The organism is Pseudomethylobacillus aquaticus, assembly GCF_003730115.1.
In the GTDB taxonomy this organism is placed as follows: domain Bacteria; phylum Pseudomonadota; class Gammaproteobacteria; order Burkholderiales; family Methylophilaceae; genus Pseudomethylobacillus; species Pseudomethylobacillus aquaticus.
Window position 1 is genome coordinate 295,256 of record NZ_RJVP01000003.1, and the last position, 20,845, is coordinate 316,100.

Below are 20,845 nucleotides of genomic sequence, written 5' to 3' on the forward strand. Positions count from 1 at the left end.
GCCCTTTCAGAGCAATATCAGGTTATCGCGGTGGATCAATTCCGCCTCTTCGACATAGCCCAGTATCTGGGCGATATCGCTGCTGGGCTTGCGCAGGATACGCAGGGTTTCACTGCTGCTGTAATTCACAAGGCCACGCGCGATCTCGCGGCGCTCGGCATCGAGACAGGCGACCGCATCACCGCGCTCAAAACTGCCTTCGATGGCGACCACCCCAATGGGTAGCAAGCTCTTGCCGTCGTCACGCAAGGCCTTGATGGCGCCATTGTCGAGCAGCAAACGGCCGCCCACCCGCAAATGGTCAGCCAGCCATTGTTTTCTGGCCACGGTCTTGATCTGCCCGGCGCGCAGATGCGTACCGATGGCTTCGCCTGCCGCCAGCCGTAACAGCACACCAGCCTCGCGACCAGAAGCGATCACGGTATGGGCACCACTGCGTGCGGCGCGCTTGGCGGCCAGGATCTTGGTCAGCATGCCACCCGTGCCTACACTGCTACCGGCACCACCGGCCATGGCTTCCAGTTCCGGGTTGCCAGCAAGGGCCTGCCCGATGAAGCGGGCGTCAGCATGCTTGCGCGGGTCCGCGGAATACAGGCCAGGCTGGTCGGTGAGGATCACCAGCGCATCGGCTTCGATCAGGTTGGCCACCAGTGAAGCCAAGGTGTCGTTATCACCAAAACGGATCTCGTCGGTGACCACGGTATCGTTCTCGTTGATGATGGGGATGACCTGCAAATCAAGCAGGGTGCGCAGGGTGCTGCGCGCATTGAGATAGCGCTTGCGATCCGCCAGATCGTCATGCGTGAGTAGCACTTGAGCGGTATGCAGGCCATGTTCACTGAAACAGGACTCGTACATCTGCACCAGCCCCATCTGTCCCACGGCGGCGGCGGCCTGCAATTCGTTGATGGCGGTGGGACGCTTCTTCCAGCCCAGACGCTGCATGCCTTCCGCTACGGCGCCGCTGGACACCAGCACCACCTGACGGCCCTGCTTGACCAGTCCGGCGATCTGTTCAGCCCAGGCCGCCAGCGCACTACGATCCAGGCCCTGACCGTTATTGGTGACCAGGCTGGAACCTACCTTGACCACCAGCGTACTGGCGTCATGCAGCAGCGATGTCATCCTGTGCTCCATGCGCTTCCGAATGATGCTGTTTGGTCAGTTCCAGATGTTCCATGATGGCGTAGGTCAGTTCCTTGCAGCCATTACCGGTGATCGCGGAGATGGCAAACACAGGACCGTCCCAGCCGAATGCCTGCACGAAGTCGGCGACGCGTGCCTTGGGGTCTTCCAGCATGTCCACTTTATTGAGCACCAGCCAGCGCGGCTTTTCATGCAACTCGGCGTCGTATTTTTTCAGCTCTTCGACAATGGCTTTGGCTTCCTGCACCGGGTCCACCCCTTCGTGCAGCGGCGCCAAGTCAACCAGATGCAGCAGCAAACTGGTACGTGACAGATGGCGCAAGAATTGATGGCCCAGACCAGCACCTTCTGCTGCACCCTCGATCAGACCAGGCACGTCGGCGATGACAAAACTGCGGTTGCTGTCCACACGCACCACGCCGAGGTTGGGATGCAGCGTCGTGAACGGATAATCGGCCACTTTGGGCTTGGCTGCCGAGACAGAACGGATGAAGGTGGATTTACCGGCATTGGGCATGCCCAGCAGGCCCACATCAGCCAATACCTTCAGCTCCATGTACAGCTCGAACTCTTCACCCGGCTCGCCTTTGGTGCATTGGCGTGGGGCGCGGTTGATACTGGATTTGAAATGGATGTTGCCCAGCCCCCCCTTGCCGCCCTTGGCGATCAGGCATTCCTGGCCATGTTCGGCGAGGTCGATCAGCATCTGACCAGTGGCCTTGTCACTGATGACGGTGCCGACCGGCACACGCAGCATCAGGTCTTCGCCCTGGGCTCCGTAACAACCGGCACTGCGGCCGTTCTCGCCGCGCTGTCCTCGGAATACGCGGGTATAACGGTAATCGACCAGGGTGTTGATGTTGCGGTCTGCGACCAGATGGATGGAACCGCCGCGGCCGCCGTCCCCGCCACTGGGGCCGCCCATGGGCTCATATTTCTCGCGACGAAACGTGGCGATGCCATTGCCGCCGTCGCCGGCGTATACCTTGATGGTCGCTTCGTCGATGAATTTCATGATGACCTGCTTACCGTAATGCCCGGATTATAGGGGCTAAAAGAAAAAAGCCCTACCGATGCGATAGGGCTTTTGCTGCGCGAGACGCCGCGATCAGACTGGGATGATGTTGACCAGCTTGCGACGCAGGGCGCCCTTGACCGTGAAGCTCACCTTGCCGTCAACCTTGGCGAACAAGGTGTGATCCTTGCCCATGCCGACGTTTTCACCGGCGTGCATACGGGTGCCACGTTGGCGAACGATGATGCTGCCCGCGGAGATCACTTGCTCACCGTAGGCTTTTACACCCAGTCGCTTCGATTCCGAATCGCGACCGTTACGGGAACTACCACCTGCTTTTTTGTGTGCCATGCTTTACCCCTTATTCTGCCGCTTTAGCCTTGGCCGCTTTGGCTGGCTTGGTCGCGATATCGCCGATCTGGATTTCGGTGTAGTCCTGACGATGACCTTGCGTCTTGCGATAGTGCTTACGACGACGCATCTTGAAGATCATCACCTTGTCGCCACGGCCGTGGGACAGCACCTTGGCTTGCACGCTTGCGCCAGCAATCAGAGGTGCACCGATGGTGACGTTCTCGCCGTCAGCCAGCATCAACACTTGGTCGATCGTGATGTCGCTGCCGACTTCACCGATCAGTTTTTCTACTTTTAATCTTTCGCCAGCGACTACACGGTACTGCTTGCCGCCGGTCTTGATGACTGCATACATGGTTATGCCTCGTTTGCTACGCATTCAAATGAATCGCGCATTATACGCAAACTACGCGGCAAAGCAAACGGCTTTGTACAGATAATTTGCCGTGACGCTGCACGAACTGCGGGGCCGATTAGCGCGCCCGCAACAAGCTCGATTACACCTGCAGATAGCGCACAAGTCAACCTGGACAGGTGCTTGCCGCCACAGGCTTCAGCCACCGGCTCAGCAAGCCCGATGACCAGCAAAGCGCTGTGGTAAAATCCGGATACTTATTTCAGGCTGTCGTTATTGTGTCCCTAGCCCCTATTAACGCCTGCGTCGCTGACGACATGGCGGCTGTTGATCGCGTCATCCGCCTTTCCCTGCATTCCGAGGTCGTGCTGGTCAGACAAGTGGCTGACTACATCATCCACAGTGGCGGTAAACGCCTGCGGCCCGCCCTGGTGCTGCTGAGTGCAGGCGCATTCGGCAACATCACCGAGCAGCAACATACCCTGGCGGCGGTAGTGGAGTTCATCCATACCGCCACACTGCTGCATGATGATGTGGTGGATGAATCCAGCCTGCGCCGCGGTCGCGAGACCGCCAACAGCCTGTTCGGTAACGCCGCCAGCGTACTGGTCGGTGATTTCGTCTATTCGCGTGCGTTCCAGATGATGGTAGGCGTAGGCAACATGCAGGTGATGCAGATCCTGGCGGAAGCCACCAACATCATCGCCGAGGGCGAAGTATTGCAGCTGCTCAACTGCAATGACGCCAGCATCAGCGAGGCCGATTACCTTAAGGTCATCCACTATAAAACAGCCAAGCTGTTCGAAGCGGCGACGCGCCTGGGCGCCCTGACTGCCGGTGCCAGTGCGCAGGACCAGCAAGCGCTGGCCGACTATGGCATGCACCTGGGCACAGCATTCCAGTTGATCGATGATGTGCTGGACTTGAGTGGCGACCCGGACGAGATCGGCAAGAACCTCGGTGACGATCTGGCAGAAGGCAAGCCCACGCTACCGCTGCTGTACGTGATCCAGCATGGCAACACCTTGCAGCGTGAACTGGTGCGCAACGCCATCGAGCAAGGCGGCCTGGAACAGCTGACAGCAGTGCTGCAAGCGGTGCAGGAAACCGGCGCGCTGGCGCATGCACGTGCCGTGGCGCAGAAGGAAGCCGAGCAGGCTTGCGCCTGCATACAGCACCTACCCGCCTCGGCTTACCGTGATGCGATGCTGCAACTGGCAGAATTCGCTGTCAGCCGCGATCACTAGCATCAGAAATCCCGTCACCAGAAAATCCAGCGCCACGCCCTCTCACACCGCATGCTGTAACGCACCAGACCCATGCGTCAAATCGCCAACAAAGGCAACTCGAGAAAGGCTCAGGAAAGATTAGTGAACGATTAGTTCAGCACGATAGGTTCGCCGCTGTCGGCCTGATAATAACTCAGGTGCGCCCAGTCACTGGTGCCCGCAGTGAGACTGCCGTCGAATAAAGACTCGCCATCCACATCCACCACGGCATAGCCGCTGTGATAAAGACGGATCTCAGCCAACTGTTGTCCCTGACGCATGGCAAAGCCCACGAATGCCTCGTCTTCCTCTTCGGCAAAGAGCTCCCAATCAGCACGCCCGGTCAACTGTTCCAGCCAGCCTGGCAGATCCACTTCCACACGGCAGACCACCGGCGTATCCCACAGTTGCTGATGCTCATTGGCTAACATGGTGCTGGTCTCCTTGGTTGGCGCTACATACATCATCATAAAAAACGACTTAATCAATAACTGGTTTTAACAAACAGCTTGGTGTTGACAGTTAGTTGATGCCGATAGTGCCTGTTTCAAGGGCGGCAGCGCATCTTTCATCATCTTTCGTTGCGACACCTGTTTATCGGTGCGATGATGCAAAAATCAATCCACTTCCGCTGATACGACGTCATGCCCTTCGCCAGCTACGCCCAACTCGTGTCTGACCTTAACACCCACTTGCCAGCCCTGCTATTGATTTCCGGCCTGATCGGCCTGCTGGTCGGCAGCTTCCTGAACGTGGTGATCCATCGACTACCCAGAATGATGGAGCTGGAATGGCAAGCCAGCAACAGCGACACCCCACCCGTCCGCTATAACTTGCTGCGCCCCCGCTCCAGTTGCCCGCAATGCCAGCAGCAACTGAGCATCGCAGACAACATCCCGCTACTGAGCTATGCCCTGCTACGCGGCCGCTGCCGCTATTGCCAACACCCGATAGCGGCCCGCTACCCTCTGGTAGAGGCCTGCACTGGCATACTGACGGCGGTGGTAGCCTGGCAATTCGGCTGGGGCTGGCAGATGCTGACCGCCTGGCTGTTCCTGTGGGCGCTGATCGCCCTGACCTTTATAGACCTCGATACCTATCTGCTGCCAGACAGCATCACGCTGCCGCTGTTATGGCTGGGTTTGCTGATCAATCTTGGTGGCAGCGGTTATACCGACCTGCACTCTGCCGTGATAGGCGCCGCTGCCGGCTACCTGAGCCTGTGGAGCGTATACTGGCTGTTCAAGCTGATACGCGGCAAAGAAGGCATGGGGTATGGCGACTTCAAACTGTGCGCGGCCATCGGCGCCTGGTTCGGCTGGCAGGTGCTGCCTGCGGTGATCTTGCTGTCATCGCTGATCGGCGCCGTGGTCGGTATCCTGCTACTGGTGACCAGCCGCCAGAACAGCCAGACACCGATCGCGTTCGGCCCCTATCTGGCGCTGGCTGGCCTGGCCACCTTGCTGTGGTCGGATACGCTGGCCATGCTGGGCTATTAATCATTGATTGAGTGTTATATTTCGTTAGCGCTATACGTCTAGGAGACAAGCAATGTACGTGGTTGGCCTGACCGGCGGCATAGGTGCCGGCAAGAGTGAAGCAGCAAAGATGTTCGCCGCCCTGAATGTCCCTATCGTCGATGTCGACGTGATCTCCCATCACCTTACCGAGGTCGGCCAGCCCAGCCTGCAGAAGATCGCCGATGCCTTTGGCAGCGGCATCCTCACCGCCGAAGGCACGCTGGACCGTAGCGCCCTGCGCGAACAGGTGTTCAGCAGCGATGCCGCCAGACGTAAACTGGAAGCCATCCTGCACCCGGCCATACACGCTGCCGCCGTGCGTCAACTCTCCAGCAACAGCGCGGCACCTTATCAGATCCTGGCTATCCCGCTGCTGTTCGAAACGGACCGCTACCGCGGCCTGGTCAATCGTACCCTGCTGATCGATTGTGCAGAGTCCCTGCAGATCAGCCGCACTTTGCAGCGCAACGGCATGACCGAGGCCACGGTACGCGCCATCATCGCCGCACAGGCCTCGCGCAGCTTCCGCAAGGCACTGGCCAATGATGTGATCGACAACAGCGGCAGCATCGAACAGTTACGTGAGCAGGTAGCATTCCTGCACAAAAAATATCTTGTGGCTTGCCTAGAATTGGAATAAATCTCATAATCTTTCACTACTGAACCTGCAGATTCCGATCCGCCGTCCACCTCCGTGCCCAGCTACGACTTCCCATTCAACGAACGCATCCGCACCCTGCTCAGGCTGGAAGATCTATTCCAGAAAGCGTTCCATCACGTAGACGCAAATCACGAGCACAGCCATCACTGCGCGCTGCTCACGCTGTTCCAGATCATGGATGTGATCGACCGCGCTGAACTGAAGATGGATCTGCTGCAGGAACTGGACAGGCAGAAGATCGGCCTGAATGTATTGCGTGGCAAACCGGGCATCGCAGAAGCCATACTGAATGAGACCATCAGCCGCATCGAAGCCGCCGGCGCGGAACTGCGCGCCAACACCGGCAAACTGGGACAGGCGCTGCGCGACAATGAATGGCTGATGAGCATCAAGCAACGTGCCGGCATTCCGGGGGGAGTTTGCGAGTTCGACGTGCCTTCCTACCATTACTGGCTGGGACTGGGCGCGCAGCGTCGCACGCAGGACCTGCGACAATGGCTGAGTTTCCTCATGCCGATCAGCAATGCACTCAACGTCATTCTGCACATCCTGCGCGGTAGCGGCAGCAGCAGCAGCTTCATCGCGCCACAAGGCGCTTACCAGCAGATGCTGGGCGGCACCAAGCCTGCGCAGATGCTGCGTGTGGAGCTTGGCGACCAGCAACCCTACTTCCCCGAAGTCAGCGCCAACAAATACGCGATCAATATCCGCTTCCATAGCCTGGAACTCAACGAAAAACCACGTCCGGTCGAGACCGATGTGAACTTCACACTGATCTTGTGTAACCTTTAGATCTTGAGCCATCACTAAGGCGCTACCCCGTGACATCAGCCAGCATCAAGCGCGTCGCCTGCCCGCAATGTGGCAAAGACGCGATCTTCAGCCCGGAAAACCCCTATCGTCCGTTCTGCAGCCACCGTTGCCAGCAGATCGACCTGGGAGCCTGGGCCAATGAAGATTTCCGCATCCCCGTCGCACCCGAACCGGAGGAATGAACATGCGCTACATTCTGCTACTCGTCACGGCCTGCCTGCTAATGGTGCAACTGCCCGCGCTTGCCGGCCCGGCGGCTCCAGTCGAGATCACTGACGCCTGGGTGCGCGCCACGGCACCAGGGCAAAAAGTGGGTGCCGCCTACATGACGCTGAAGAGTGAGGTGGATGGGGAGTTGATCGCGGCAGACAGCAACATCACCAGCAGCGTGGAGATCCACAGCATGTCCATGAAGGACGGCGTGATGCAGATGCGCATGCTGCAACGCCTGCCTTTAACGGCAGGTGAACCTTATCACCTTGCCCCCGGTGGCTTTCACCTCATGCTGTTTGGCCTGAATGAAGCGCTTAAGCCGGGCATGTCGGTCCAGCTGACCCTGCGCTTCCGCGACAGGGCTGGCAACAGCTTCGAGAAAACCATACCCGCACCCGTCAAACAGGCGGTTCGCGACCATCATCACTAGCTTGCCCAGCCTCGGCTGACTGGCCATCTGCTGCTGGGTAGCATCACACGGCGGTACTGGCGGGCCGAACTAGCACAGTGAACCTCGCAGCAATATCAGGGGCGAGCTTGTTTGCCTGGGTTCCCGCCTGCGCGGGAACGACGGCATCGGGTGATGTGACCTAGCCACTACTTCACCCGCTTGCAGGGCGCACCCGCTTACGCTGCCCAGCATGGTGAGATTCAGCAGACTGCAAACAGAGCTTGTAGGGCGCACCCGCTTGCGGTGCGCCGTATGGCGAGATTCAACAAGTTGCTACAGCAACACCAGAACAACCCTCACCTCGCGCCATACGTGCTTAAGGCTGGCCAGCCTGGAAACTGAGTAGAACGCGCTGCAGACCGGCAGCCGTTTCCAGATCCAGCTGCAGCTGCCAGTCGCTACGGCCCTGCACGCAGACCGGCAGGTTCACTTCTGCCCACCAGGCCTCGCCGTCTGCCAGCAAGCGGTAACGGTTCAGGCCCATTTCCATCCCCTGCATGGCAAAACTCGCGGTGCCAGCCTTGAGCGGCATGCCAGTGAGGTAAAGCCGGAACGGCTGCAAAGTGACCGGCGCCTTATCGAAGCGCAACTGCAAGCCGTCCTGCAAAGCACAGGCCTGCGGAAGATTCGGGCAACTCACCACCCGCGTGATGGCAGGCTCCACCGCCATGCGCTGAGTCCACTGCCAGACCAGCAGGGGCAGCAGTATCGCTGGAAGTACCCACAAATATCGACGCATCATTCCCTCCACCAAGCGCGCTGCATGGCCAGGCCATGCGCATGATGCGCCTGCGCCTGCTGCATGTCAGCAGGCTGCATGCCGCCCAGCGCATATACCGGCAGCGGGTAATCGGCCAGCCAGTGCGCGAACGTCGTCCACCCCAAAGGCACTGCATCCGGGTGGCTACGGGTGGCCTGCACTGGCGACAAGGTCACATAATCCAGCCCCAGCCTGGCTGCGTGTTCCAGTTCCAGCGGGCTATGGCAGGAGGCGCCACACAGCAGATCCACCGGGCGCTGCGTACACTGCATCAGTTGTGCAGCGGGAAGATGCACGCCATGCGCACCGATACGACGCGCCAGCGCCACATCCGCATTCACCACCAGCCGGGTTGCGGAACCCGCCGTCAGTTCCAGCATCTGCAGCCCCCAGCGCTCCTGTTGCTGCGGCGTGGCCTGCTTCTCGCGCAATTGCAGCAGGAACGGCTGTGCTTGGCCTAGGGATGGCGTAATGGATGGCGTGACAGATTGCGACAAGGCCGTGAAGAAAGCCGCCTCGCCCATCTCGGCGATATGGCTGATGGCCAGCACCTCAGGCAGTAACAAGGCCTGCAGGATAGGGGCATTGGCAGGCAGCATCGGGCCCACAGTCAATTGTGCCGGGGATTGCCAGGCCAGTTGCTGGCCTTCACGGCCATGTGGCTCGCCCTGCCAGGCGCTCACCCGAAAGAAATGCAGCCGGATGCGACGATCCGGGTAATCGAATTCACGCAACAGCCAGGGGCTGGCCATTGTTGCACGGATGCCCAACTCTTCGTCCAGCTCGCGCTGCAATGCCGCCAGTGCCGACTCTCCCGCCTCGATCTTGCCACCCGGGAACTCCCACCAGCCAGCCCAGGGCTTGCCCTCGGGGCGCTGCGCCAGCAGCACCTGTCCATCCTGACGCCGCAGGATGGCGACCGCCGCGTCGACCACCAGCGTCATGCAGCGGGCGATCCAGCGGATTTCCGGGAGGCAGCAAACCCCACGCGCCCCGCATGGTCACGGGCGAACTGATACGCCGAGCGGCCGCTACGCGAACCGCGCGTCAGCGCCCATTGCAGTGCAGCACGCCGCACCTCGTCACTGAACTCGCTGATGCCATAATGACGCAGCCACTCGGCCGCCACGGCCAGGTAAGCATCCTGATCAAAGGCATAGAAAGACAGCCAGATACCAAAGCGGTCGGACAGGGCGATCTTTTCTTCCACGCTCTCGCCGGGGCGGATCTCGCCGCTTTGACGCTGCAATTCCAGGTTGTCGGCCATGTACTCCGGCATCAAATGACGCCGGTTGGAGGTGGCATACACCAGCGCATTGTCGGAGCTGGAGGCCAGCGAACCGTCCAGCACCACTTTAAGTGCCTTGTAACCCGGCTCGTCCGCTTCGAACGACAAGTCGTCACAGAACACGATGAAGCGCTCAGGACGGCCTCGCAAACATTCCATGATGGCGGGCAGGTCAGTGAGGTCCTGCTTGTCCACCTCCACCATGCGCAGCCCCTGTGGCGCGAAGCGGCCCAGCAAGGCTTTCACCAGCGAGGATTTGCCGGTACCACGCGCCCCGGTCAACAGGACATTATTAGCCGGATAACCATGCACGAACTGCTCGGTGTTGCGCACGATCTCGGCTTTTTGCAGATCCACATGCTGCAAACTTTCCAGCGCGATCAGGTGCGGGTACTGCAAAGCCTGCAACTGGCCGCCGGCCGGGCTGGCCTGCCAGCGCCAGGCCAGCGCAGTCCAGTCGGTGGCAGGCGGCGGGCTCAGCCATTTGGCTTGCACCTTATCCAGCAGGTTGTCGATGCGGCCGATCAGGGCAGAGAAATCGCTCATATCAGCTGCGGTAATCCGCATTGATCTTCACATAGTCATAGGAGAAATCACAGGTCCACACCCTGGCACTCGCCTCCCCACGCCCCAGCACCACACGCACCAGGATCTCCGCCTGCTGCATCACCGCCGCGCCATCGGCTTCCACATAACTGGCAGCCCGACCGCCCTGCTCGGCCACCAGCACATCACCGAGGTAGAGCTTGAGCTTGCTCACGTCCAGATCCGCCACGCCGGCATAGCCGATGGCAGCGAGGATACGTCCGAGGTTGGGGTCCGAGGCAAAGAAGGCGGTCTTGATCAGCGGCGAATGCGCGATGGCATAGGCGATCTGCCTGCATTCCGCTTCATCCTGTCCGGCTTCGACCTGGATGGTCATGAATTTGGTGGCGCCCTCGCCGTCGCGCACGATGGCCTGCGCCAGCAGCATGGCCACTTCGGTGACCGCCTCACGCAATGCCAGGTAATCCGCATCGGCTTCGGTCAGTTCGGCATGGCCAGCCTGACCGGTGGCCAGCAGCACCAGCGCATCATTGGTGGAGGTATCGCCATCCACGGTGATGCAATTGAAGGAGCGGTTCACTGCATGCTGGATCAGCGCGTCCAGTGCAGGCTGGCTGACCGCCGCGTCGGTGGCGATATAGCCCAGCATGGTGGCCATATTGGGGTGGATCATGCCGGAACCCTTGGCGATGCCGGTCACGGTCACGGTGTTGCCGCCTATCTCCAGCTGGCGCGAGACGCCTTTGGCCACGATATCGGTGGTCATGATGGCTTCGGCCGCATCGGCCCAATTATCCGCCTTCAGGTTGGCAATGGCTTGCGGCAGACCGGCGATGATGCGCTCGGCTGGCAGCGGCTCCATGATCACGCCAGTGGAGAACGGCAGAATCTGCTCTGGCTGGCATTGCAGCGCCGTCGCCAGCGCCTCACAGGTTTGCTGGGCACGCGCCAGACCGTCATTGCCAGTACCGGCATTGGCATTGCCGGTGTTGACCAGCAATGCGCGTATGCCCGTGCCCGCTGCCAGATGCTGCTTGCAGATCAGCACCGGCGCGGCGCAAAAACGGTTCAGGGTGAACACGCCGGATACGCGCGTGCCATCTGCCAGCTTAACCACCAGCACATCCTTGCGGTTGGGTTTACGCACATGGGCTTCAGCCACGCCCAGTTCAACACCGGCGACCGGCAACAGGGAACGCGCTTCAGGCGCGACGAGATTAACAGGCATGTCAGGATTCCAACGGAGTGAAGAGGCTAGATTCTAGCGCATTCGTGCATGGCGGTTTATGACACACCAGGCGCAGCATGCTGTCTGCTATAAAATACTTATGCATAATAATTATTGCATAACAATAAAATTTGGCTTTACACTTAAAGAATAAGAATTATTCCCAGATAGCCGTCATTTACAAAGATCTGACCATGAGTCAATACGAAAACCTGAAACTCGACCATCAGCTGTGCTTCGCCCTGTACGCTGCCACCCACGCCCTCACGCGCGCCTATCGAGGCGGCCTGGAAAAAGCCGGCCTGACCTACAGCCAGTATCTGGTCATGCTGGTGTTATGGGAAGAAGATGGCGTCAGCGTAGGGCAGATCGCCCGCAAACTGGATCTGGATTCCGGCACTCTGACCCCGATGCTGAAACGCCTGGAAGTGGCTGGCCTGGTAGCCCGTCGCCGCAACAGCCTGGACGAGCGCGTGGTAGAGGTGACGCTGACTGCACAGGGGCGCGAACTGGAACACGAGATCGCCAAAGTGCAGAATGGCGTGGAGTGCAAGACCGGCTTGTCGAATGAAGAATTTGTCCAGCTGCGCTCCACATTACAGCGCCTTCTGCAGACCATGTCTGCCGATAGCGAACACTCCATCGCCGCCTGAACGGCCAGCCTTGATCGCCAGACGATGCTGGCCAGGCCTTGCTAAGGAGCGCTAGCCAGCATCAGATCAATCGAAGTTAGCCAGTTCGATCTGACGCTGTTCCAGCTTGGCCATCACCTCGGCGCGCTGCGCTGCATCAAGATCCCACCAGTCGCGTATCTCGTCTATGGTACGGTAGCAGCCTTCACATAAGCCGGTGGCTTCATTCATGGCGCAAACCCCGATACAGGGGGAAAGTACAGTTTCGTTCATTGCAGCATCATCTCATTCAATCGCGCTGACAGCACGGACTCAGCTCAAGCGGCCGTGGCAGTGTTTGTACTTCTTGCCAGAGCCACACGGACACGCATCATTTCTGCCGACCTTGACGCCCTCGCGCTCGTAAGGCAGTTGCTCGGTGGCCTGCTCAGCCGCTGGCGGTGCGTCGTCAGGGTTGGCGATTGCTTCATCGAATGCCGCATGCTGATATTGCACGTTCTCAGGCTCGACCGGCATCTCGACTGCTTCCACATCCGCTTCGCTGCGTATCTGTACCAGCATGGTGGTTTGCGTCACTTCACGCTTGACGGTATCCAGAAAAGCCGAGAACAACTCGAAGGCTTCGCGCTTGTATTCCTGCTTGGGGTTCTTTTGCGCGTAGGAGCGCAGATGGATGCCCTGACGCAGATGATCCAGCGCTGACAGGTGTTCGCGCCAGTGATTATCCAGGCTTTGCAGCATCACGGCACGCTCATACTGACGCATGACATCGATACCGGCCTTGCTTTCCTTGGCCACATATTCCTGCTCGGCGGCTTCAAAGATGCGCTCGCGCAAGGTCTCTTCATGCAGGTCCGGGTTGTCTTCCAGCATCTGCTGTAATGGCAGCCTGATGCCGGTTTCAGCCTCCAGCGCCAGTTCCAGCGCTGGCACATCCCACTGCTCTTCCACACTGCCCGGCGGGACATGCGTGGCAATCAGTGCATCCAGCACGTCCTGACGCATGGCGCGTATGGTTTCGCGGATATCGGCCGCTTCCAGCAACTCGTTACGCTGTTGATAGATCACCTTGCGCTGGTCATTGGAGACATCATCGTATTCCAGCAATTGTTTGCGGATATCGAAGTTGCGACCTTCCACCTTGCGCTGGGCGTTCTCGATAGCGCGCGTCACCCAAGGGTGCTCGATGGCCTCGCCTTCCGGCATCTTGAGGCGCTCCATGATGGCGGAGACACGTTCAGACGCGAAGATACGTAGTAGCGGGTCTTCCAGCGACAGGTAGAAGCGACTGGAACCCGGGTCACCCTGACGACCGGAACGGCCGCGCAGCTGGTTATCCACACGACGGGATTCATGGCGCTCGGTACCGATGATGTGTAGACCACCCGCTGCCAGCACCGCGTCATGGCGCTGTTGCCATTCGGCTTTAAGCGTGGCGATAGCCGCATCTTTTTCGGCCTCACTCAGCGCTTCGTTCTGACGCACTTCATTGATATCCGGCTCCGGGTTACCCCCCAGCACGATGTCGGTACCACGGCCTGCCATATTGGTGGCGATGGTGATCACACCGGGACGACCCGCCTGCACCACGATGTGCGCTTCGCGCTCGTGCTGCTTGGCGTTCAGTACCTGATGTTCCAGCTTGGCTTTGGTGAGCAGTTCGGAGATCAGCTCCGAGTTCTCGATGGAGGTGGTGCCCACCAGCACGGGCTGACCGCGCTGCTGGCAGTCCATGATGTCATCCACCACGGCCTGATATTTCTCCTTGGCGGTGCGGTACACCTTGTCCATCATGTCTTTACGCTGCATGCCGCGATGGGTAGGGATGACCACGGTTTCCAGACCATAGATCTGGCTGAACTCATAGGCTTCGGTATCGGCGGTACCGGTCATGCCGGACAGCTTGCCGTACATGCGGAAATAATTCTGGAAGGTGATCGAAGCCAGCGTCTGGTTTTCCTTCTGGATCGCCACGCCTTCCTTGGCCTCGACGGCCTGATGCAGACCGTCGGACCAGCGTCGGCCGGTCATCATGCGGCCGGTGAACTCATCGACGATGGTCACTTCGCCATTGCGAACCACGTAGTGCTGATCGCGGTGGAACAAGGCACGCGCACGCAGGGCCGCATACAGATGGTGGATCAGCGTGATGCTGGCCGCGTCGTACAGGCTCACGCCCTCAGGCAGCAGGCCGGCTTCACTGAGCAGCGCTTCGGCATGCTCGTGCCCCTGCTCCGACATATAGGCTTGATGGGCTTTTTCATCGACCCAGTAATCGCCCTCGCCGTCCTCTTCTTCCTGACGCACCAGCTTGGCGGCGATCTCGTTGATCTGCACATACAGGTCAGCGCCGCCTTCGGCCTGACCAGAGATGATCAGCGGTGTGCGCGCTTCATCAATGAGGATGGAATCCACTTCATCGATCAGAGCATAGTTCAGCGTGCGCTGTACACGCTGGTCCAGCGTGTACACCATGTTGTCGCGCAGGTAATCGAAGCCGAATTCGTTGTTGGTGCCATAGGTGATGTCGGCCGCATAGGCTTTGTGTTTGTCTTCATGCGGCATGTTGGACAGGTTGATGCCCACCGTGAGGCCGAGGAAGTTATACAGGCGTGCCATCCATTCGGCATCGCGCTTGGCCAGGTAATCATTGACGGTGATCACATGCACGCCCTTGCCGGACAGCGCGTTGAGATAGGCCGGCAGCGTCGCCACCAGCGTCTTGCCCTCACCCGTGCGCATTTCGGCGATCTTGCCGGCATGCAGCACCATGCCACCTATCATCTGCACATCGAAGTGACGCATCTCCAGCACGCGGCGGCTGGCCTCACGCACCACAGCGAAGGCTTCGGGCAGCAGCTTGTCCAGCGACTCGCCCTGTTGATGACGCTGTTTGAACTCCTCGGTCTTGGCACGCAGGGCATCGTCAGTGAGCGCTTCCATCTGCGGTTCCAGCGCGTTGATGGCCTTGACCTGGGAAGCATATTGTTTGACCAGGCGCTCGTTACGGCTGCCGAAGAATCTTTTGAACAACGTGGATAACATGAGATGACACCAACTCCCGAGCAGGTCGGGAGCCTCTAGGTTAGTAGGGATTCAGTCTGGAACTAGACAGGATAGTGGGCATTCGGTTGCGTTTTTTCAAGCATTAATCACAAGCATTCATCATGCGTGTTTATCGTGTTGCAGGTATTTGCGCGGGTCCAGAGGTGCGCCGTTCAGGCGTACTTCAAAATGCAGGTGCGGCCCGGTCGATCTGCCCGTGTTACCCACTTTGCCGATCGCCTGACCTTTTTGCACACGGTCACCCACTTTGGCGACGAATGAGGACAGATGCGCATAGCGCGTTTCCATGCCAGCACCGTGATCCACGATGATGATATTACCATAGTCGGCCCGGCCTTCAGCTGCCACGACCAGGCCATCCGCTGCTGCAAATACCGGACTGCCCACGTCGGCGGTGAAATCCAGCCCTTCATGAAAGGCATTGCGTCCAGTGAAGGGATCGACACGCCAGCCGAAGCTGGACGAGTTGTAGCTGGCATACACCGGCGCACTGTCCGGCAACAGGTTGTTCTTGATGTTCTTTTGAACCAGCAGCGCTTCCAGCAGACTCAGCTGGTCGCCACGCTGCGCGATCTGTTCTGCCAGCGCCGCGATATGTTGCTCCAGCTCGTTTGCATTGAGTGAGCGCGCATTGACTTCAGGGCCACCACGACCGGGCGCTGTCGGCATATCTTCCGTCTTGATACCCGCCAGCTTGGCCAGCTGGTCACTGAGCGCATCCAGCCTGGACATGCGCGCCTGCATCTCGCCGAGTTGCAAGGTCAAGGCGTCCAGATGCTTTTGTGAATGCTGTATGGAAAAATTGAATGGATTAGGCAGCAGATGCTTGACGTTGCTGGGCCCATGTTGGCTGCCTGGCGCTATAATCCAGATGGTAAGCAGCACAGCCAGCACGGTCCAGCACAGCACCAGCGCCAGCAATTGACGGCTGCTCAGGGTTCTGGCCTTCGCAGTGGCATCGGTAAAGATAATGATATTCACAGTTCCCCCTCACTGGGAGTCGTAACAAGTGCAACGTATCGGCCAATTTTTACAAGCACAGCACGTGCCATCCACTTGGTCTGATCTATTGCGCGACTCGGGCGTGATGCAAGCCGTTTGGAAAACGACAGTTCCGGAAGCCTTGCAGCCCTATTTGCATGTCGGTCGCCTGCAGGATCACGAGCTGGTCGTATTCGCCACCAATGGCAGCGTGGCTGCCAAGCTGCGTCTACTGACCCCAACCATGCTAAATAAGCTGCAAAAGCAGGGGCTTGAAGTTACTTCAATTCGCGTGCGAGTGCAAGTGCTATCTGCCAGCCAGCCGTCCATCAAGCCCAAACGCACGGTCAGTACAGCCGCCTCCAGGCAATTGCAGCAACTAGCGGAGAGCCTGGGCGAGTCGCCTCTTTCCGAGGTGATCAAGCGCCTCGCCAGTCATCGCTGAAAGCCAGCACAGAGCAGCTTCTGCCGCCCGCCAGCAGGCTGGCAAACACCCCAAAAGTCTTATATAAGAGCCTTGCCCCTCCGCTATTGTGGGGGTCTGGCAAAGGTGAAATAATGCAGACGCACCACCACAATTTTTATAAGTTTTTTCAAAGGGAACCAACCGCCAAAGGATGCAAGCAGCAAGGCATCAAGTACCAAGTCACTGCATGCTGCACTGAAATACTGTCACACAAAAGCACGGCCCGCGGTTCTCACTTAACACTCAGAGGGAGATGTCGATGTCTGCTGGACTGATTTTAGCTTTAGCTAGTGCACTACTCGCCGTACTTTACGGCGCTTTCATGAGCCGCTGGATCTTTTCATTGCCGGCCGGCAATGCACGGATGCAGGAAATCGCGGCGGCCATCCAACAAGGCGCTGCAGCCTACCTGGCGCGCCAATACAAAACCATCGCCCTCGTTGGCATCATCCTCGCTGTACTCATCGGCTATTTCCTCGGCACTCCCACCGCCATCGGCTTTCTGATCGGCGCCATCCTGTCCGGCGCGTGCGGCTTCATCGGCATGAATGTGTCGGTGCGCGCCAATGTACGCACCGCACAAGCCGCCACCAAGGGCATCCCCGCCGCGCTGGATGTCGCCTTTAAGGGCGGCGCCATCACCGGCATGCTGGTGGTGGGGCTGGGCCTGTTAGGCGTGACCGGCTTCTACATCTACCTGGGGGGCGAAGCCGCCAGTGACCTCAACCCGCTGATCGGCCTGGCGTTCGGCTCCTCGCTGATCTCCATCTTTGCGCGGCTTGGCGGTGGCATCTTCACCAAGGGCGCTGATGTGGGCGCCGACCTGGTGGGCAAGGTAGAAGCAGGCATCCCCGAGGACGACCCGCGCAACCCGGCGGTCATCGCGGACAACGTGGGTGACAACGTCGGCGACTGCGCTGGCATGGCCGCCGACCTGTTCGAGACCTATGCGGTGACCATCATCGCCACCATGGTGCTGGGCGGGCTGATGCTGGCCGAAGCCGGTGCCAACGGTGTGCTGTACCCGCTGCTGCTGGGTGCGGTGTCCATCGTGGCCTCCATCATCGGCTGCTTCTTCGTGAAAGCCAGTCCGGGCATGAAGAACGTGATGCCTGCCCTCTATAAAGGCCTGGCGGTGGCGGGTGTGCTGTCACTGGTGGCGTTCTACTTCGTCACCACCTATCTGTTCCCGGAGGGGGTCACGGCGGGTGAGCAGACTATCAGTGCCATGGCCCTGTTCGGCGCCTGTGCGGTTGGGCTGGTACTGACGGCGGCGCTGGTGTGGATCACCGAGTATTACACCGGCACCGACTACGCGCCGGTCAAGCACGTGGCCCAAGCCTCCACCACCGGTCACGCCACCAACATCATCGCGGGCATCGGCGTTTCCATGAAGTCCACCGCCTGGCCGGTGATCTCGGTGTGTATCGCCATCTATGCCTCCTATGAACTGGCTGGCCTGTACGGCATCGCCATTGCGGCTACGTCCATGCTCAGCATGGCCGGTATCGTGGTGGCACTGGATGCCTACGGCCCCATCACCGACAACGCAGGCGGCATCGCCGAAATGGCGGAACTGCCTAGCAGCGTGCGCGACGTGACCGACCCGCTGGATGCCGTGGGCAACACCACCAAGGCGGTCACCAAGGGCTATGCCATCGGCTCGGCCGGCCTGGCAGCACTGGTGCTGTTCGCGGACTACACCCACAAGCTGGAAAGCGCAGGCAAGGCGGTTGATTTCAGCCTGAGCGATCCCATGGTCATTATCGGCCTGTTCATCGGCGGCCTCATCCCCTTCCTGTTTGGTGCCATGGCCATGGAAGCGGTGGGGCGTGCAGCGGGGGCTGTGGTGGAAGAAGTGCGCCGCCAGTTCCGCGACATCAAGGGCATCATGGACGGCAGCGGCAAACCGGAATACGGCAAAGCCGTGGACATGCTCACCACCAGTGCCATCAAGGAAATGATGATCCCGTCCCTGCTGCCAGTGGCCGTGCCCATCGCCGTGGGCCTGATCCTGGGGCCGGTGGCACTGGGCGGCCTGCTCATGGGCACCATCGTCACCGGCCTGTTCGTCGCCATCTCCATGTGCACCGGCGGGGGCGCTTGGGATAATGCCAAGAAATACATCGAAGACGGCAACCACGGCGGTAAAGGCAGCGACGCCCACAAGGCGGCCGTCACCGGCGACACCGTGGGCGACCCCTACAAAGACACGGCTGGCCCGGCTGTGAACCCGCTCATCAAGATCATCAACATCGTGGCCCTGCTGATCGTGCCTTTGCTCTAGCTCAGCACGCAGCAAGCAAAAGCCCGCATCAGCGGGCTTTTGTCTACCACCAGCCCCGCCATCCGGCGGGGTTTTCATTCATTCAGCCAGACCACCGCAAACACTAAGCACGGTCATTTACGCGCAGGCGCAAGTCCAGTGCGCTCAAACTGAGCACCCCATCTACTTTTGCTTCACATGCTACGGCTCACCGCAAGCGGGTGCGCCTACGCGGATATAAAGTAGGGCGCAATAGCAAAGCGTATTGCGCCGCATGTAAGCCTCAACCTTGAATAACCCCAATACGGCGCAATGCCCGTTGCTTATTGCGCCCTACCGCTGATTTCTCAGACTGGCTCACATGGACTCAGACCGGCATAGACCACCGCCAACACCCAGACCCGTCATTCCCGCGCAGGCGGAAATCCAGTTCTGCAAAACAAACCGCCATCTTCGCCACTTATCGCGCCGTACCAGCCGCTTATCGCGCCACACCTTTACTACGCCTGTTGCTTGAAACTCGCGCATAACGCACCTTGCCTGGGTTCCCGCCTGCACGGGAACGACGGTAAAGCAGTGCGACTAAACAGCAGGACAGACTCGCCTCAGACACCAATCAGTAGGGCGGACTCGCCTTAGGCAGTCCGCCGCACAAGCCATACAGCACACCCCATACGGCGCACCGCAAGCAGGTGCGCCCTACGAAGCTAGTCAATGATGTCGGTAAAGGCAAAGTTGTCCTGGGTGATGCCCACCAACTTGATCACGCCGTTCGCAATACCATCTCGTTCGCCACGGTTATTCGAATCGACGAACAGCAAGCCCGTGCCATTGCCATCATCAGTGAGGTAATAGGAGACCGTGTTACCTGAGGCCGCAAACGCCGCATTGGCCGCCGCCAGATTGGCGTCTATAGTGTTGCCCGAGCTAGCCGCTTCACGGTAGCTGGTCGCACTACCCGGAACTGTCGGTGAGCCATGAGCCATTTGGATTTTGTCAACGCCACTGACAAAGTCAGTGATGGTATCGGGTGCTGTCAGCGTCGAGTCATTCCCACCCAACCCGCCAATCGACAGGCGGGAATACGAAAACACATCGCTACCCATACCCCCGGTGAACGTATCAGCCCCATCACCTCCAATGAGAATGTCGTTGCCTGCCCCGCCACTCAACACATCATTACCAAACCGAGCAAACAGCGTGTCATTACCCACCCCGCCAGTGATCGTGTCATTGCCGCTACCGTCAATGACCCTGATATTTCCTGTCGTGTTGCTGGCCAGCACACTGATGTTCAGATTTTCGCTTTGTAAACTGAGGTCAATTTTAACGTCACCTTGCCCGTTGACTCCGCTGATCAGCACATTCTCGATGTTCACCAGGCTCGCGTCGCTGATATGTTGAATCTGTATTATCTGAAAGATACCACCGAATTCACTCACCGCTACTTCCAGGGTGTCGATACCATCCCCGCCGTTGTAAGTGCCCAGAATAAGGCCACCGGTGTCATGCAGGATGGTGTCATCGCCAGCCTCGCCGTTCAGGGTATTGGTGCCTGCGCCACCGGTCAGCGTGTCGTTGCCATCGCCACCGAGGAGGCTGTCGTCGCCGTTGCCACCCGACAGCAGGTCATTACCCGCCCCGCCACTTAGGGTGTCGTTGTTATCACCACCGAACAGCAAGTCGTTACCGCCGCCCGTCGTCAGGGTGTCAGCGCCATCAAAGCCATACAGGATCTGCGGGATGGTAGCACTCAAGCTCGTGCTGCCAAGGCTATTCGCGTCCTCGGTGCCCCGCACCAACTGGGCAATCAGGG

21 protein-coding genes and 1 pseudogene are annotated in these 20,845 nt (G+C 59.3%); 9 read left to right on the forward strand and 13 right to left on the reverse strand.

Features of this window, described 5'->3' with window-relative positions; all coding sequences use genetic code 11:
- Positions 1-6 precede the first annotated feature (6 nt).
- The 4 genes from proB to rplU all read right to left on the reverse strand — a co-directional run bounded on the left by proB (position 7) and on the right by rplU (position 2,870).
- A complete protein-coding gene (proB, locus tag ED236_RS07900) occupies positions 7-1,125 on the reverse strand; it encodes a glutamate 5-kinase (RefSeq protein WP_123237407.1) in 1,119 nt (372 codons plus the stop codon).
- The gene (gene obgE, locus ED236_RS07905) at positions 1,106-2,161 is read right to left on the reverse strand and encodes a GTPase ObgE (protein ID WP_123237408.1); all 1,056 of its coding nucleotides are present in this window, start codon (positions 2,159-2,161) and stop codon (positions 1,106-1,108) included. Before obgE ends, proB begins: the two co-directional genes overlap by 20 nt.
- Positions 2,162-2,254: 93 nt before the next feature.
- Entirely contained in the window at positions 2,255-2,512 is a 258-nt protein-coding gene (rpmA, locus tag ED236_RS07910) for a 50S ribosomal protein L27 (protein ID WP_123237409.1), read from the reverse strand.
- A gap of 10 nt (positions 2,513-2,522) precedes the next feature.
- Positions 2,523-2,870, reverse strand: coding sequence for a 50S ribosomal protein L21 (rplU, locus tag ED236_RS07915; protein ID WP_123237410.1), 348 nt, complete (start codon positions 2,868-2,870; stop codon positions 2,523-2,525).
- Positions 2,871-3,187: 317 nt separating this feature from the next.
- Here rplU and ED236_RS07920 point away from each other — a divergent pair, with 317 nt between their 5' ends.
- Entirely contained in the window at positions 3,188-4,117 is a 930-nt protein-coding gene (locus ED236_RS07920) for a polyprenyl synthetase family protein (protein WP_205125658.1), read from the forward strand.
- Between the two features lie 131 nt (positions 4,118-4,248).
- On the opposite strand, the gene ED236_RS07925 is transcribed toward ED236_RS07920, so the two are convergent.
- Entirely contained in the window at positions 4,249-4,569 is a 321-nt protein-coding gene (locus ED236_RS07925) for a hypothetical protein (protein WP_123237462.1), read from the reverse strand.
- Positions 4,570-4,782: 213 nt separating this feature from the next.
- Between ED236_RS07925 and ED236_RS07930 the strand changes: the two genes are divergently transcribed.
- From ED236_RS07930 to ED236_RS07950, 5 genes are read left to right on the forward strand one after another with little or no spacing between them, the layout of a single operon-like run.
- A complete protein-coding gene (locus ED236_RS07930) occupies positions 4,783-5,637 on the forward strand; it encodes a prepilin peptidase (RefSeq protein ID WP_123237411.1) in 855 nt (284 codons plus the stop codon).
- A 52-nt stretch (positions 5,638-5,689) separates the two neighbouring features.
- Positions 5,690-6,298 (forward strand): dephospho-CoA kinase, encoded by a 609-nt coding sequence (gene coaE, locus ED236_RS07935; protein ID WP_123237412.1) that lies wholly within the window; start codon positions 5,690-5,692, stop codon positions 6,296-6,298.
- A 54-nt stretch (positions 6,299-6,352) separates the two neighbouring features.
- Complete coding sequence (gene zapD, locus ED236_RS07940; RefSeq protein ID WP_123237413.1) at positions 6,353-7,111, forward strand: cell division protein ZapD; 759 nt, start codon at positions 6,353-6,355, stop codon at positions 7,109-7,111.
- A 29-nt stretch (positions 7,112-7,140) separates the two neighbouring features.
- Positions 7,141-7,314, forward strand: a complete 174-nt coding sequence (locus ED236_RS07945) for a DNA gyrase inhibitor YacG (protein ID WP_123237414.1) — start codon at positions 7,141-7,143, stop codon at positions 7,312-7,314.
- Positions 7,315-7,316: 2 nt separating this feature from the next.
- Positions 7,317-7,775, forward strand: a complete 459-nt coding sequence (locus ED236_RS07950) for a copper chaperone PCu(A)C (RefSeq protein ID WP_240032076.1) — start codon at positions 7,317-7,319, stop codon at positions 7,773-7,775.
- A 337-nt stretch (positions 7,776-8,112) separates the two neighbouring features.
- Here the strand turns inward: ED236_RS07950 and ED236_RS07955 are convergent, their stop codons facing one another.
- The 4 genes from ED236_RS07955 to argJ are packed head-to-tail and all read right to left on the reverse strand — an operon-like array spanning position 8,113 to position 11,618.
- Positions 8,113-8,535: a hypothetical protein gene (locus ED236_RS07955; protein WP_148042272.1), complete on the reverse strand. Its 423-nt coding sequence runs from the start codon at positions 8,533-8,535 to the stop codon at positions 8,113-8,115.
- On the reverse strand, positions 8,535-9,500 hold the full coding sequence (locus ED236_RS07960; protein ID WP_123237416.1) for a Nudix family hydrolase: 966 nt from the start codon (positions 9,498-9,500) through the stop codon (positions 8,535-8,537). Before ED236_RS07960 ends, ED236_RS07955 begins: the two co-directional genes overlap by 1 nt.
- The gene (locus tag ED236_RS07965; RefSeq protein WP_123237417.1) at positions 9,497-10,390 is read right to left on the reverse strand and encodes an ATP-binding protein; all 894 of its coding nucleotides are present in this window, start codon (positions 10,388-10,390) and stop codon (positions 9,497-9,499) included. Before ED236_RS07965 ends, ED236_RS07960 begins: the two co-directional genes overlap by 4 nt.
- A gap of 1 nt (position 10,391) precedes the next feature.
- Entirely contained in the window at positions 10,392-11,618 is a 1,227-nt protein-coding gene (argJ, locus tag ED236_RS07970) for a bifunctional glutamate N-acetyltransferase/amino-acid acetyltransferase ArgJ (RefSeq protein WP_123237418.1), read from the reverse strand.
- A 194-nt stretch (positions 11,619-11,812) separates the two neighbouring features.
- Here argJ and ED236_RS07975 point away from each other — a divergent pair, with 194 nt between their 5' ends.
- The gene (locus ED236_RS07975; RefSeq protein ID WP_123237464.1) at positions 11,813-12,271 is read left to right on the forward strand and encodes a MarR family winged helix-turn-helix transcriptional regulator; all 459 of its coding nucleotides are present in this window, start codon (positions 11,813-11,815) and stop codon (positions 12,269-12,271) included.
- Positions 12,272-12,337: 66 nt separating this feature from the next.
- Here the strand turns inward: ED236_RS07975 and ED236_RS07980 are convergent, their stop codons facing one another.
- From ED236_RS07980 to ED236_RS07990, 3 genes are all read right to left on the reverse strand, one after another.
- Complete coding sequence (locus ED236_RS07980) at positions 12,338-12,523, reverse strand: DUF1289 domain-containing protein (protein WP_123237419.1); 186 nt, start codon at positions 12,521-12,523, stop codon at positions 12,338-12,340.
- Between the two features lie 39 nt (positions 12,524-12,562).
- Positions 12,563-15,295, reverse strand: a complete 2,733-nt coding sequence (gene secA, locus ED236_RS07985; protein WP_123237420.1) for a preprotein translocase subunit SecA — start codon at positions 15,293-15,295, stop codon at positions 12,563-12,565.
- Positions 15,296-15,415: 120 nt separating this feature from the next.
- Positions 15,416-16,297, reverse strand: coding sequence for a M23 family metallopeptidase (locus ED236_RS07990; protein WP_123237421.1), 882 nt, complete (start codon positions 16,295-16,297; stop codon positions 15,416-15,418).
- Positions 16,298-16,325: 28 nt separating this feature from the next.
- Here ED236_RS07990 and ED236_RS07995 point away from each other — a divergent pair, with 28 nt between their 5' ends.
- Together ED236_RS07995 and ED236_RS08000 are read left to right on the forward strand one after the other, a co-directional pair.
- The gene (locus ED236_RS07995; RefSeq protein ID WP_123237422.1) at positions 16,326-16,742 is read left to right on the forward strand and encodes a DciA family protein; all 417 of its coding nucleotides are present in this window, start codon (positions 16,326-16,328) and stop codon (positions 16,740-16,742) included.
- 280 nt (positions 16,743-17,022) lie between these two features.
- Positions 17,023-19,050, forward strand: a complete 2,028-nt coding sequence (locus ED236_RS08000) for a sodium-translocating pyrophosphatase (RefSeq protein ID WP_123237465.1) — start codon at positions 17,023-17,025, stop codon at positions 19,048-19,050.
- A gap of 686 nt (positions 19,051-19,736) precedes the next feature.
- Here ED236_RS08000 and ED236_RS08005 read toward each other — a convergent pair.
- A pseudogene (locus ED236_RS08005) lies at positions 19,737-20,845 on the reverse strand (M10 family metallopeptidase C-terminal domain-containing protein); the annotation flags it as partial.

Bases quoted from the DNA above. Each gene is read 5' to 3' on its own strand.
- proB (WP_123237407.1), bottom strand. From the start codon at position 1,125: ATGACATCGCTGCTGCATGACGCCAGTACGCTGGTGGTCAAGGTAGGT.
- obgE (WP_123237408.1), bottom strand. From the start codon at position 2,161: ATGAAATTCATCGACGAAGCGACCATCAAGGTATACGCCGGCGACGGC.
- rpmA (WP_123237409.1), bottom strand. From the start codon at position 2,512: ATGGCACACAAAAAAGCAGGTGGTAGTTCCCGTAACGGTCGCGATTCG.
- rplU (WP_123237410.1), bottom strand. From the start codon at position 2,870: ATGTATGCAGTCATCAAGACCGGCGGCAAGCAGTACCGTGTAGTCGCT.
- ED236_RS07920 (WP_205125658.1), top strand. From the start codon at position 3,188: ATGGCGGCTGTTGATCGCGTCATCCGCCTTTCCCTGCATTCCGAGGTC.
- ED236_RS07925 (WP_123237462.1), bottom strand. From the start codon at position 4,569: ATGTTAGCCAATGAGCATCAGCAACTGTGGGATACGCCGGTGGTCTGC.
- ED236_RS07930 (WP_123237411.1), top strand. From the start codon at position 4,783: ATGCCCTTCGCCAGCTACGCCCAACTCGTGTCTGACCTTAACACCCAC.
- coaE (WP_123237412.1), top strand. From the start codon at position 5,690: ATGTACGTGGTTGGCCTGACCGGCGGCATAGGTGCCGGCAAGAGTGAA.
- ED236_RS07950 (WP_240032076.1), top strand. From the start codon at position 7,317: ATGCGCTACATTCTGCTACTCGTCACGGCCTGCCTGCTAATGGTGCAA.
- ED236_RS07955 (WP_148042272.1), bottom strand. From the start codon at position 8,535: ATGCGTCGATATTTGTGGGTACTTCCAGCGATACTGCTGCCCCTGCTG.
- ED236_RS07960 (WP_123237416.1), bottom strand. From the start codon at position 9,500: ATGACGCTGGTGGTCGACGCGGCGGTCGCCATCCTGCGGCGTCAGGAT.
- ED236_RS07965 (WP_123237417.1), bottom strand. From the start codon at position 10,390: ATGAGCGATTTCTCTGCCCTGATCGGCCGCATCGACAACCTGCTGGAT.
- argJ (WP_123237418.1), bottom strand. From the start codon at position 11,618: ATGCCTGTTAATCTCGTCGCGCCTGAAGCGCGTTCCCTGTTGCCGGTC.
- ED236_RS07975 (WP_123237464.1), top strand. From the start codon at position 11,813: ATGAGTCAATACGAAAACCTGAAACTCGACCATCAGCTGTGCTTCGCC.
- ED236_RS07980 (WP_123237419.1), bottom strand. From the start codon at position 12,523: ATGAACGAAACTGTACTTTCCCCCTGTATCGGGGTTTGCGCCATGAAT.
- secA (WP_123237420.1), bottom strand. From the start codon at position 15,295: ATGTTATCCACGTTGTTCAAAAGATTCTTCGGCAGCCGTAACGAGCGC.
- ED236_RS08000 (WP_123237465.1), top strand. From the start codon at position 17,023: ATGTCTGCTGGACTGATTTTAGCTTTAGCTAGTGCACTACTCGCCGTA.